The sequence below is a fragment of the Amphritea opalescens genome (genome assembly GCF_003957515.1).
Classification (GTDB): Bacteria; Pseudomonadota; Gammaproteobacteria; order Pseudomonadales; family Balneatricaceae; genus Amphritea; species Amphritea opalescens.
Map to the genome: position 1 here is coordinate 1 of NZ_RQXW01000021.1, position 12,667 is coordinate 12,667.

The window sequence follows — 12,667 nt, forward strand, 5'->3', positions numbered from 1 at the left end:
GCGACGAGCAGAGAAAAGATTGAATTTAAGACCAAGAAAGTGCCTTGGATTTAGGCAGCCAGAAGCCGTCTTTCGGGAGCTGCTTCAGGTTGCATAGTTGTGTCGCACTTCGGTGTTGAATTCGCGCCTGCTTTACCACTGTCTTTGTAACGACAACCTTCTTGGTATAAGTAACTTCATTTTGTTTTTTATGGTGGCTGTTGTTACCCGCTGTTGCCACGCCTGCAAAAGTTAAAGCCAAAACCGAAAGAGCTGTTACTAAAGTTAATTTTACGTTTTTCATTTTATTTACCCTTGATTAAATTTATTGATTTAAATTCGTTTGTTGCTTTTGTTCAAACGTTGAAAGTATTTTACACGAGATAAATGCAAACTTGGGTAAAGAGGAAGTAAAGAATTATTGAGATCAGAGTAACGTTATTTCTAATTTATTATATTTTTCAATAACTTGAAAATTTAATTTTACTCTAACCCCAATTATTATTCTAAAAAAACTCTTTTAAAACCGCTCTTTTCGTGTGCGTTAACGCCTTGCTGAGCGGATTGGATGAGCTGGCTGCTTTTTTTCGTTTTTTTTTGAAAAAAAGAAGGCTGCTTACCCAAGTCCGACTTGAGCAATTTGTTATGTGATTTATTTAACTCGATACCTTAATAAGACAAGGTTATCTAACACAACATTGTTTGACCAAATAAATGAAGCGCCAGCACCGGAGAACTGTTCTTGGAAGTTCATATAAGCTTTCTTATTATCGACTCCAATTTCAGACTCCGTAAACTCAACTGCGCTTGGCCAAGATAAGTAGCTGTCGTCTGATTTCCAATTTACCGGTATATCCCAATGTAATGAGTAGGTATCAATGTATTTATCCGCACCATTGGTATCGCATTCTGTTGTTAAACGCTGCTCTCTAACCTCTTTAGCACAATTCAGATCATAAATAGGGGAGGTGTAAAAAGTTTGAGCTGACCAACTAGAATCTGTTGTCGTACCATCAGAGAAACTTGCTATAAAACCACCGTCTCCCGGGTGAAAACGTTTACCACGATTATCTTCACTACCCAAGCCAGAATTTTCTTCCCAATCAACAACTTTGATTGCAATATCATATGGCTTTTTAACTTTAAATTTCACGACATTGGAATTAAAAGGAGTAAAAGGTATAGGATCCACGGCTATTAACTTACCGTTTATAAATAATTCAAAGTAATTATCTGCAAATATGTACCCTGTAATAACTTCTCCATCGTTATCTACTTCTATGATAGGTACGGACGACAAGTTAACCTCAGACAAAGACTTTGGGGTTACCTTCGAGCATTCATTATAAAGGTCTGTGGCAAAACTCTTTTGTTCATACTGAACCTTTGCAGGAACAATATATTCAATATTATCATATTTTTTAATGCCGACTGGAGACGGACGTGAACGCCCTTCTTTACAGGTAAATAACGTTGAAACGTTGATTTCAGCCTCACCTTTAATTACATGAGCAGTCCCAGCATAATCATTAGAACTAGCTGATGGCGAAAAACTTAACATAGTAAATAACGATAGTACCGAAAATTTAATTTTAATATTCATAAATATTCCCTTATGAAATAGTAGTTATGCATATATAAAAGAGCCAAAGCATAGGCACATAACGCCGTTTTAAGCGGCAAGTAATAGCTTGCTAAAATGTGGAACGAAGTGAAACTCAGCAAGCTGTTACGTGTCCGACTTGAAAACCCTTGTTATATGGGTGTATCACTAACTTTTTCCAAATAGGAGCATATCTCTTTTTCTATATGCTCAACGGAAGAATCAATGTTACTGAGAAGATTTTCATTGCTGTTATATCCACTATTTTTTCTGAATTTAGTTATCTGTTCAGCAAACTGATCAACGTGTTTCCAATACTTTAAATTTGATAGCTCTTCTTCTCTAGTAACAGCAAGAAGCTTCATATTTGAACCTTCATAATATACCCAGTGAATGTCATAACATATATTAAACAATTTGTGGTCATTGGTACCAACCCAATTATCAATTTTAAATTTTTTGCCAAGTACATCCAAAGTAACACCAAGATCTTCAGCAAAGTTTGAACCACTGAGCCAGTGTATATCCATCGCAGCATCAAAAGCTAACCATCGGCACTTAGCAATAGTCTTACCTGTTTTCGTAAAATTGTTTTTAATATCTCTTCTACGATTTTGAATTGGTTCAGGTAATTTGTTTATCTCATGCGCTGAAAGACCCCAAAAAGCATATTTAGCGATTTCCATATCAAACGCATTCAAAATATCAATTAGGCTAATCATACTATGGATATATATTTCAAATTGTTCTGCTGGTGACTTACCAGAGTGGTTTAATTTTATGTTTTGAATTTGTAACATAGCGACATACGACATTCCATATGTACATCTAGCTTCATCAGATAGTTCTTTAAAGTCAATTTTTCGTTCAGCAGAAAGCTCATCGAAAGATCGATGTGTAGCCTCCGAGTCATCTTTATGACCTGGCCAAAATTTATCACAAAATCTTTGATAAGCCCTCATAGAATTAGCAACGTGCTTGTCTGGCATTTCATTTACACCAATAGCAGTCAAACTAATAAGGGGAGATTTTTGCAAAATATGAACTAAAGGAAGCAGTCCAACTCTTTCTGCATCTCCTATAGATGGGTTTTCAGGCAACTGTTCCATTCTTTGTATGGAGCAATTGTCTAAATTAATTTGAACAACTTTTCCCTGTTTAAAACATTCAAAAGCGTACTCAGGAGTTAGTTCTCTATGACCTTCATCAACCCCTCTACAAGGTTTAATAAATTGTATATCTCTATTTTTAGTCATCATAAAACTCGATTATTGAAAACCACATAACGCCGCGTTCACCGGCTTGTCCGGTGCAACGCTTTGTTAACTATATGGCTCTTAGGTTTACGTAAAGCCTAAACACCGGATTGATAAATTCATAGATTCCCTGCCCCTCCGGGATTCGACGGAGTACGGGCCCGAACTTTCTATCTAATAGTCTTGGAAGGTTCTGATCAAGGTAATCAACTTCAAATTCTGCAGCGTCTTTCCGTACATTTTTGAGTAATATCCTCCCTACATCTTCATGAAATAGAGTCATCTCTTCAGGTTGCTCTGCTAGCAGATGCAATAACATTTGACGAGCCTCCGAATTTCCAATTGCTCGCTGATATGAACTTTCAAGTGTGGGGAATGCGACTCCGCTTTTTATGTCTTCAAGCACTCGATTGTATACGTGCCGATCAATAACGGTAAGCCCAAGTTGGGACGCTTTACTCACACAGGACTTACCAATCATTTGTATAAAATACGGATAACCTTGCGATGCTTTTACAATATCATTTTTAACGTCGTCATCTATCCCAAGGTCACCTTCAAATAATTCTTCAGCTTTATTTAGTACATTAACCGCTTCTTGATCCGGCATTGTTTTTACATGTATCGCACCTTGCTCTAGTAGGCGTTCTACCGATGCATGGTCTTCTATCAGATCCGTGAGATCTTGACCTATACCGCAAACACCGAATTTAATGTCTTTTGAACTTAGCGATTTAATGAGAGAGCCAAGTCCGTTTTTGTTTTGTAAGACATCAAATTCATCCAGTAGAATCAATAATCCATCACGTTTCATCTTGCCTTTGACTTGATGCTGAACGACTGAAGAAACAAAATTTCGAAATGTTTGAACCGTATCTCCCTCAACGACCCGAGCATACTTTGATGATTCAATACCCTTGGCGCCCCAGTTTATAACTTTTAAATCCGCTCCTCCAGAAACCTCTTTTGTTCTGGTAAATTCCACAATTTCTTTTCCATCTTGGGGTACAAGCCTTAACAATCCATCCTCATCATTTTGATCGTTACAAAGCCTAGATACCAAAGCCTCTCCAGATTCTATTATGGCGTCACAAGTATAAAATACGGTTAGATATGTCCTTGGTTTATCTGGAATTTCATGATGCAAACCTGCGTTTGTAGCTAGCGTATAGTCACCCAGCGCCATCTGCTGAACCTGCCTTAACAATGACGACTTACCTACACCACGCTTTCCATAAATTGCAATTAAGCTATTTGGAGAATGTAGCGCCTGCATGCAAGATCTAATCAGATCAATTCGACCAACAAATCTATTTGGGTCAGTAATAACATCGGAAGTAAAACCTTTTTCTGGATCAATCATTTTGATGCCCGACCTTGAAAATTAGAGATAGTTAACAGCTTATTCGTGTGCGTGCCTGATATACTGGCGAGAACTCACCGAGCTTCTGCTTGTAACCAACTGATTTCATTCTGAAACCTTCCATAGTTTGACTATTCCCTTCCAGAAAAGCGTGCGCGCACACTATTTCTATGACGTGTGGCATATAAACTTGCAAACCAAATCAATAACCTATTGATTTTATTGATGATTAAAATATCACCAACCGAATAAACAGGCAAGCACGAAAACTAAGTGCGTCCTCTTTTCTTGAAATGGATGTAATCATCCAAAAAGGGTAAAGTATGTATCCTAGATGTCCTGAATATCAGGCATATGTGACTAAGTATGCGAAGGCAAGGGCCGCCAGAGAGGAAAAAAGGATCTATGGTATTCATCCTGAATATCCGTCTGAATGACCAGACCTTCGTAGGCTAGTCAAAATGACGGACTACGATACGGGTACTCCTTTTACCCATTTAGTTGAACTATATCCTAGTAACCCTGTTGATTGCTACAACGTTTGGCTAAACGGCAAACGCTGGAAAACACGAATGGGTTGGAGCAACGTTCTTGAAGGTTTAAAAAAAGCTTTACCACGTCGTATCAAATCACTGATGGCATGTACGCTGCTGGCACAAAGCTGACATTTCGCTACAACAAAAAAAGAGCCGTCGACTCAACATCGACGGCTCTTTCCTAATGGCTTACCCAAGCAGCATGAAATAGCCCTCAATCGATCAACTGGTGTTCGATCGCATAACGCACCAAACCCGCTGCTGTATGTATATCGAGCTTATTCTTAATATTTTGCCGGTGGGTTTCCGCCGTTCTCACCGAGATAGCTAACTGCCGAGCCACCTCTTTATTACTCGCCCCACCGGCCAGTAAACTCAGCACTTCTGTTTCTCTGCAGGTCAGTGCATCCTGCTGCGGGGCGGTATCATTCTGTAATGTTAAATCGGGCTGACTAAACAGCGACTGAGACACACCGGCGCTGAAGTAAGTGGCGCCGCTATAAACCGTTTTAATCGCATTGACCAGTTCGCTCGCGGAAACATCCTTCAGCACATAACCGGCGGCCCCGCACTGAATCAGTTTGAGAATATATTCACGGCTTTCATGCATGGTCAAAATAAGCACCCGCACATTCGGCTGTTCAGCGCGTAACCGCTCTGTCGCCTCAAAACCATTCATCACCGGCATGGAGATATCCATCAACACCACATCCGGTTTCAATTCAGCTACAAGGGGCAACGCCTCGGCACCATTACTCGCCGCACCGACAACCTCCAATGAAGGTTCATTCTCTAATCGAGCAATGATGCCTTCCTGTACGAGTGCATGATCATCCACCAACACCACTCGAATCTTTTTTTCTGTCATCAGTTGCACCTGTTCATCTATATCAGAGAGAACCCTGCGCGGATACGTGTTCCGCCACCCAGCTTAGTTCGCACGCTAAACTGGCCACTCAACAGCTCCGAACGCTCTCGCATGTTGAGTAGACCAATCCCCTCACCGGTGTTATTGGATACATCAAACCCTTGGCCATCATCACGAATCTCAATCCAGATTAAGTTTTCCTCCTGCCAGATGCGAAAACTCACATTCGCCGCCTGCGCATGCCGATCAATATTCATCAACGCCTCCTGACCGATACGGTAGAGGGTAATCTCAATATCATCGGGTAAGCGTTGTTGCGGTAGTTCTAAACGCAGCTGTGAAGTGATCCCCGTACGTTCAGAAAACTCTTCAACCATCCCCTTAATCGCCGGTTCTAAACCAAGATCATCCAGTTGAATCGGACGCAGGTCATGGGAGATACGCCGAACCTCCTGAATCGCTTGGTTTAATACTTCACTGCCACGCTCTAATTCGGCTCGCGCCTTAACCTCGCCCGGAGGTAACTTATCGCTTGCCAGTTCCAAACGAAATTTAACCGATACCATCAACTGATTAATACCATCATGCAGTTCGCGGGCAAAATTACGCCGCTGACTCACCTGAAACTGCACATAACGATGAGCGACTTCGCGCAACCGTGCATCAGCCAATTGCGAGGTATGCACATTCAGCCCTAACGCTAATAGCGCAATAATCACCACCGTGGCTGCCAAAATGGCCACCACCGTCAAAAAGGTATTGCGAATATTATGGGTGACTTTAAGACGGGTGATCGCCACTTCTTTGGCGATATCATCAATATATAGCCCAGTGCCCATCATCCAGTTTAATTTTGGAATCTGAATCACATAACTCAGCTTATCTTCGAAATCACCTTTAGAGGGTTTACGCCAGATATAACGATGAAATCCACCGCCCTCCTGCGCGACCTTTAAGAGGTTACGAATCACGTAATCGCCGTTCGTATCCTGTAGATCGATCAGGTTTTTGCCCACCAGCTCTGACTGAATCGGATGGACCAAATTGACACCTTTGGCATCATAAACAAAGAAATAGCCATCATCGCCATAGGTCAGGCTATGTAAGATCCGCTTCACTTCAGCCTCAGCCGCTTTATCCGCAGGCCCCGCTTGCCCCACAACATGGGCGATGGAGGTCATCGCGAGCCCGACATAGTGCTGTAACTCTTGCCGCTTGGACGCCAACAAGTTCTCTTCGAAGGTTTTAATCTCCTGCTCAGACAATAACCGAGCCTGATTCAAACTTATCAGCGTAATGGCTACCGTTACCAAGATCAGAGGGATAATCGATAACAGTAGCATTTTCGCCTTAAGCGACGTCACAAGGGGTTTCATAGAGTCAGCTTTGGCCTATTTTTATCCTCAGTATATCGTTAACCGTTGCTTTAAAAAGGCCTTTTAGTTGAGACCATAGAAACTAGGGAACAACAGTATCGAAATCACCACCGCCACCTGCATCGCAATAAACGGCATAACACCGCGATAAATATCGACCGTGCGCACCTCGGGCGGCGAAACCCCTTTCAGATAGAACAGACTGAAACCAAAGGGTGGCGTCAAGAAACTGGTCTGCAGGTTCATCGCAATCAAGATAGCAAACCAAACCGGCGCAATCCCCAACGCATCCGCGACGGGCGCAAGAATCGGTACGATAATAAAGCTGATTTCGACAAAGTCGATAAAGAAGCCGAGCACCATAATCGCCAGCATAGAGAGAATCAAAAAGCCGGTCGTGCCACCCGGTAGATCAGACAGTAACTCTTCAACGATATAGTCGCCGCCGGTATAGGTAAAGGCCATCGAGAACGCGGTTGCGCCCAACAGAATCGCAAACACCATCGCCGTGACTTTTACGGTTTCAGAAGCGGAATCAAATACCATTTTCCAGCTAAACTGCCCATAAACCGCCGCCAGCAAAATAGCACCGACACCACCTAAGGCTGAAGATTCTGTCGGTGTAGCGATACCGGCAAAAATAGAGCCCAGTACAATCAGAATCAAGGCTAACGGCGGTACAATCGCCTTCATCGCTTTAACATACTGCTCGGTCTTACTATTAACATCGTCATCCATCGGCAATGCGGGAGCAGCTTCAGGCTTCCTCCATGCATAAATCAAGATGTAGACGATATAAAGACCGATCAAAATAAAGCCTGGGCCAACCGCGGCTTTAAACAGATCACCAACTGGGATACCCAGCACATCGCCGAGAATAATCAGAATAATAGAGGGCGGAATAATCTGCCCTAGGGTGCCCGACGCACAGATGGTGCCGCAGGCGAGTGATTTGTCATACTTGTATTTCAGCATGACCGGTAATGAGATCAAACCCATCGCCACCACGGAAGCCCCTACCACGCCAGTTGAGGCCGCTAACAACGCGCCTACTAATACTGTCGAAATGGCCAATCCACCACGCACACCACCAAACAGTTTCGCCATCGCTTCTAACAGCTGCTCAGCCAAACGAGTACGCTGTAACACGATCCCCATAAAGACAAATAACGGCACCGCCATCAGCACCGTATTTTCCATAATGCTTTGAATCCGGAACGGCATAAAGGCGAACAGCTCAGGCCCTTCGGCAAATAAACCAAATAGCAGTGCGACACCACCAAATGTAAACGCAACTGGGAAACCGACTAGCAGCATCAACAGCGCAACACAGAACATTACAATACCAATCATCGTCAGTGCCTCTTAATGCTGTGGGGGTTGATAATTATCCGCCTGACCGTGGCCAAGAAGGATATTAATGGATTTGAGCAGCATGCCCAGACCACTGATCACAATGGAGAAGAAGGCAAACGGAATCACCGCTTTAATAATCCAGCGATAAGGCAAGCCACCGGGGTCGCCAGAGGTTTCGCCTAGATCATAAGCTTCCATCGCAAAGCCGACGCTGTACCAACCCACCAGCGCACAAAACGGTATCAACAAGATTAAAACGCCAAACATATCGATCAGAGCCTTAGTTTTAGACGTGAGACCCTCATAGATAAGATCGACGCGCACATGACCGCCGGTTTTCAAGGTGTAAGGTACACCCAAGAGAAAAACAGACGCGTACAGATGCCACTCCAGTTCTTGCATCCCGATCGACACATCATTGAACAGATAACGCATCACAACATCGAAAAAAACATTGAACAGCATCACGATGAACAACAGTGCAGAGACTTTGCCTAATAGTTCGGAAAAACTATTGCAGACCTGCTCTAGCCTGGTTAATAACATATTCACTCCCACTCTTTAAAAACGCAGCAGCCTGCACCTGAAATCAGGTACAGGCTGCTCTGTTGTATCGCTTCAACTCAGTTGGATTAGTTACTGACGTTATCCAGATATGCTTTATCTGAAATCTCAGTCCAAACCCGAACCTTTTTCATGTATTCCGCCTGAGACTCAAGAATCCGTTTAGCTAAAGGATCAGCCGCTGCTTTCTCAGCCAGCAGTTCGTCGTTCGCCGTACGCATTGCTGCGAGTACTGCTGGTGGGAATGACTTCACTTGGATATTCGGGAACTCTTGCTTCATGGTCGCCCAGTTTTCGCTGGACAGGTGGTAAGACTGGATATACATGTCATATGCAGCTGTACGCATTGCAGTCTTCAGAATCTGTTGCAGATCAGCAGGTAAAGAATCGTACTTCTTCTTGTTGATCATGAACTGAAGTTCAGTCGCTGGCTCATGCCAGCCGGTATAGTAGAACGGTGCAATCTTGTGGAAACCCATGCGTAGATCAAGGGAAGGTCCAACCCACTCGAGTGCATCGATGGTGCGACGTTCCAGCGCGGTATATAGCTCACCCGGTGGAATGTTCGTTGGTTTAGCACCGAGCTTAGCCAGCACTTCTCCCGCGAATCCAGGGATACGCATCTTCAAGCCTTTAAGGTCATCCAGTGAGTTGATCTCTTTCTGGAACCAACCGCCCATCTGGTTACCGGTGTTACCACCTGGGAATGACATAATATTGTACTTACCGTACACCTCATCCATCAGCTCCTGTCCGCCGCCATGGTAAAACCAAGCGTACTGTTCAGGTGCTGTCATACCGAAAGGCATGGTGGTGAAGTACAGGGTGTTTGGCACCTTGCCTTTCCAGTAATAAGACGCAGAGTGGCCCATGTCATACTGACCCGAACGCACCATATCAAAGACACCGAACGGTGCTTTGTGCTTGTTTTTTGAATCGATAGTGATCTTTAATCGACCATTCGACATCTGTTCAGCCAGCGCAGCCATATTTTTAGGGGCATCGCCAAACACAGGGAAATTGGTTGGCCAGGTTTCAGCGAGCTTCAGTCGATAGACTTTTTCAGCCGCCATCAACGGGCTTGCTAGCATCGTTGCGCAAGCCGCTATCGTCACTAGCTTCTTTGCAAAATTCAGTTTTAACATTGTTATTATCATCCTCTCTTTGCAACTCCCCTTGCGGGAGAGCATCTATAAAAGCAGTGAAACCTGAAACAGCGTCGGGCTGAGATCACCACCGGATAGCGCCGTGTAAACACAACGCTAGCATCTGCATAGTGTGATGAAATAACCGAATCTTGCCTATTCGGGATACTGCGCAAGGGATGAAGAGAGACTACGTAGAGGGGCTACGTAGTTTTACCTAGAAGCTTTTCATAGAAATTTAGAACAGGGCTGCTTTACAATGAGTTAGACTGTTAGGCTTGATGCGATTCTGACATTTCGATTATCCATCTTAGTCTAAGATAAGAACTGACTAGAAATATCATCCAACCGATCCAAATGGCCTTCAGCTTCTTTGAGTAATTTCACCAATACGCTACAAATAACTAGACTAGTAAGTTCATTCAGTAACTTAGCCTAATATGATGCGCGAAATGTCGAAATTAAGCCATTTTAGGTTATGTAAATTTAGAAAATATTAAATAATTCGTGAAGGAACCTTCAGGTACATACCACTATTAGAAGACCACCTTAAAGAAGAAAACCCTCCCATTAACCTATGCCCTACCCATCTAGTGTCAACGATAGAGGGTTCATTAGGAAGGTTTGCTAATAATAACCTCCCCATGAAGTCAATCCACTGTTTGTTATTCAAACCGGTACTTCCATATGCATGTAAAGATCGCCCTGATTCATAAAAGACTAAGCCTGAATAAATATGATTTGGTAATATCTTATACAGCGTAGCCTTTGCGTATTTTAAATCTTGAACACTACAATCAAAATCTATCATTGGAAGATGGTACTTTCTCTGCCCTTTTTTATAAACAGAATGAAAAGCTAACTCTTCACCAACAGCTAAGCTCTTTAATTTATCAGTTATCCATTTTTCATTCACATCTTTAGCAAGCACATCAATAAATGCTCTATTATCAAATACATTTTGAGGCTGATACTCATAAATACTAAATTGCATTTCAATATCTTGCTTATTTTTAAAATAAGATAAAACATGTGACAAAGGGTGATTTTCAAATGTCATACTATATTGACCTCGATACCATGAAAAAGCCGATAAAGCTTGAGAGAAAAATCATCAGTCATGCCAGATATATAATCAACAATAAGTTGAAACCTAATAAACCATTCATTATCGGGATCGTTATCTACACTGTATTTATAGTGATCCACGAGACTCTTGGGAAGTTTTGAAAACATTCTTCTTTCTAGATTATTCTTACCATTACCATCGACAAGATCTTTAAAATCTTTCTGTTCCAAACTCAATAACAGTGAAAACTTATCCAAAAGCCCATGTACTATGTTATAACCTGCAATTTCAATATCTTCAGCTTCCTTTGATTCGTATAGCTTTTCACGACAGTAATTATTAATAATATTGAGAGCCTTTGAATAGTCATCATCATTACTATTATCAAAAATAGATTTTCTAGTACCAGCACAGAAATCTTCTCTATTTTTAAAAAAATATTCAGCAGCATATTTTGTAAGGAGATTAATCATATTTGTTCTAAAACCAACAAAACGTCCAACAACCTTACATTGTGCGCTATCACTCTTAGGTATACAATTTTTAATTTCATCTTGAAAAGCAGAAAATTTATCCTCTAAGAAAGCTATTACTTCACTTTCAGTGATTATTGTTTTTTCGATACCATCTTCAATATCACTCAAGCTATATGCAATATCGTCAGAAGCTTCCATTAAATAAACAAGCGGATGCCTTTGTCCCCACTTTAACCCTAATTTTTTCCAAGCTTCTATTAATATTTCTTTCTCAGAGGAGAATGCAGCAATTTTCTTATATTTTGAAGACCCCTTAGATAACTCATCTGAAAACTGAGGATATTTAATTATTGCACCAATCTGAGCAACAGTAAGATTTAGTCCTTTTTGGTCAGGAAACCCCTGTAAAGTAATAGCTATTCGCGCTCCCTGAGGATTACCATCAAAGTTTATAAAGTCGTTATAATATGAGTTCGATTTATCTATATCATTATTTTTAGACTTTTTATGGATACTATTAGAGTTGTCTCTAAACCATTCCTGAATAGCCTTCTCACCTAAATGACCAAAGGGAGGGTTCCCTATATCATGTAACAGACAGGCAGTTTCCACTATTGGTTCTATCAGAACAAATTTATCTAAAAGCTGAGAGTCTTTTTCTTTTTCAGCAACAAGGACTAATTGTTGAGCAATATAACGCCCTACATGAGCAACTTCAATTGAGTGGGTAAGTCTACTTCGAACAGCAGCATTACTTTCTAAAGAAAAAACTTGGGCTTTACTTTGCAACCGTCTTAGTGGAGATGAAAATAGAACCCTGCCTCTATCACTCTCAAACTGCTGCTTAGATGTTCTAGTGTCAGTGCTAGAGCTTTGCCTTAGACGCTCAATACTAAATAATTTATCTTCCATAAAACTGCAATCCTTTTGTATTTTCCAATATAACGAGGGATTAGTATCGTAACCTATGGGTATGTCCGTCAAGCATAAGACTAACTTTTACGAGGCATCAGATACACTGTTGAAATCATTGATTGTAACCACGTCTAAAATAGACATCACGGAAAATCTATTCC

General features: G+C 41.7%; 12 protein-coding genes. 1 reads left to right on the plus strand and 11 read right to left on the minus strand.

Annotated features, from left to right (window positions below; all coding sequences use genetic code 11):
- Positions 1-25: 25 nt before the first annotated feature.
- The 4 genes from EH243_RS18570 to EH243_RS16830 form a co-directional block, all read right to left on the minus strand.
- On the minus strand, positions 26-283 hold the full coding sequence (locus EH243_RS18570) for a hypothetical protein (RefSeq protein WP_164549149.1): 258 nt from the start codon (positions 281-283) through the stop codon (positions 26-28).
- Between the two features lie 348 nt (positions 284-631).
- On the minus strand, positions 632-1,582 hold the full coding sequence (locus tag EH243_RS16820; protein WP_126159820.1) for a hypothetical protein: 951 nt from the start codon (positions 1,580-1,582) through the stop codon (positions 632-634).
- A gap of 152 nt (positions 1,583-1,734) precedes the next feature.
- A complete protein-coding gene (locus tag EH243_RS16825) occupies positions 1,735-2,841 on the minus strand; it encodes a hypothetical protein (protein WP_206441649.1) in 1,107 nt (368 codons plus the stop codon).
- A gap of 67 nt (positions 2,842-2,908) precedes the next feature.
- Positions 2,909-4,201, minus strand: coding sequence for an AAA family ATPase (locus EH243_RS16830; protein WP_126159822.1), 1,293 nt, complete (start codon positions 4,199-4,201; stop codon positions 2,909-2,911).
- Between the two features lie 461 nt (positions 4,202-4,662).
- Here EH243_RS16830 and EH243_RS16835 point away from each other — a divergent pair, with 461 nt between their 5' ends.
- Positions 4,663-4,866 (plus strand): hypothetical protein, encoded by a 204-nt coding sequence (locus tag EH243_RS16835; RefSeq protein WP_126159823.1) that lies wholly within the window; start codon positions 4,663-4,665, stop codon positions 4,864-4,866.
- A gap of 85 nt (positions 4,867-4,951) precedes the next feature.
- Here EH243_RS16835 and EH243_RS16840 read toward each other — a convergent pair whose 3' ends face one another.
- The 7 genes from EH243_RS16840 to dgt form a co-directional block, all read right to left on the minus strand.
- On the minus strand, positions 4,952-5,605 hold the full coding sequence (locus EH243_RS16840) for a response regulator transcription factor (RefSeq protein WP_126159824.1): 654 nt from the start codon (positions 5,603-5,605) through the stop codon (positions 4,952-4,954).
- 17 nt (positions 5,606-5,622) lie between these two features.
- Entirely contained in the window at positions 5,623-6,981 is a 1,359-nt protein-coding gene (locus EH243_RS16845) for a cache domain-containing protein (RefSeq protein ID WP_126159825.1), read from the minus strand.
- A 63-nt stretch (positions 6,982-7,044) separates the two neighbouring features.
- Complete coding sequence (locus EH243_RS16850; RefSeq protein ID WP_126159826.1) at positions 7,045-8,334, minus strand: TRAP transporter large permease; 1,290 nt, start codon at positions 8,332-8,334, stop codon at positions 7,045-7,047.
- 12 nt (positions 8,335-8,346) lie between these two features.
- On the minus strand, positions 8,347-8,883 hold the full coding sequence (locus EH243_RS16855; protein WP_126159827.1) for a TRAP transporter small permease subunit: 537 nt from the start codon (positions 8,881-8,883) through the stop codon (positions 8,347-8,349).
- Between the two features lie 86 nt (positions 8,884-8,969).
- Positions 8,970-10,046, minus strand: coding sequence for a TRAP transporter substrate-binding protein (locus EH243_RS16860; protein ID WP_126159828.1), 1,077 nt, complete (start codon positions 10,044-10,046; stop codon positions 8,970-8,972).
- Between the two features lie 496 nt (positions 10,047-10,542).
- Entirely contained in the window at positions 10,543-11,106 is a 564-nt protein-coding gene (locus tag EH243_RS16865; RefSeq protein ID WP_206441650.1) for a primase 1D-like protein, read from the minus strand.
- Entirely contained in the window at positions 11,103-12,503 is a 1,401-nt protein-coding gene (gene dgt, locus EH243_RS16870) for a dGTPase (protein ID WP_126159829.1), read from the minus strand. The genes EH243_RS16865 and dgt overlap by 4 nt, the downstream gene beginning before the upstream one ends.
- Between the last annotated feature and the right edge of the window lie 164 nt (positions 12,504-12,667).

Excerpts from the sequence above, each read along its gene's own strand:
- EH243_RS16830 (WP_126159822.1), bottom strand. The coding sequence starts at position 4,201 with ATGATTGATCCAGAAAAAGGTTTTACTTCCGATGTTATTACTGACCCA.
- EH243_RS16865 (WP_206441650.1), bottom strand. The coding sequence starts at position 11,106 with ATGACATTTGAAAATCACCCTTTGTCACATGTTTTATCTTATTTTAAA.
- dgt (WP_126159829.1), bottom strand. The coding sequence starts at position 12,503 with ATGGAAGATAAATTATTTAGTATTGAGCGTCTAAGGCAAAGCTCTAGC.
- EH243_RS16860 (WP_126159828.1), bottom strand. The coding sequence starts at position 10,046 with ATGTTAAAACTGAATTTTGCAAAGAAGCTAGTGACGATAGCGGCTTGC.
- EH243_RS16850 (WP_126159826.1), bottom strand. The coding sequence starts at position 8,334 with ATGATTGGTATTGTAATGTTCTGTGTTGCGCTGTTGATGCTGCTAGTC.
- EH243_RS16820 (WP_126159820.1), bottom strand. The coding sequence starts at position 1,582 with ATGAATATTAAAATTAAATTTTCGGTACTATCGTTATTTACTATGTTA.
- EH243_RS16845 (WP_126159825.1), bottom strand. The coding sequence starts at position 6,981 with ATGAAACCCCTTGTGACGTCGCTTAAGGCGAAAATGCTACTGTTATCG.
- EH243_RS16835 (WP_126159823.1), top strand. The coding sequence starts at position 4,663 with ATGACGGACTACGATACGGGTACTCCTTTTACCCATTTAGTTGAACTA.
- EH243_RS16825 (WP_206441649.1), bottom strand. The coding sequence starts at position 2,841 with ATGATGACTAAAAATAGAGATATACAATTTATTAAACCTTGTAGAGGG.
- EH243_RS16840 (WP_126159824.1), bottom strand. The coding sequence starts at position 5,605 with ATGACAGAAAAAAAGATTCGAGTGGTGTTGGTGGATGATCATGCACTC.
- EH243_RS16855 (WP_126159827.1), bottom strand. The coding sequence starts at position 8,883 with ATGTTATTAACCAGGCTAGAGCAGGTCTGCAATAGTTTTTCCGAACTA.
- EH243_RS18570 (WP_164549149.1), bottom strand. The coding sequence starts at position 283 with ATGAAAAACGTAAAATTAACTTTAGTAACAGCTCTTTCGGTTTTGGCT.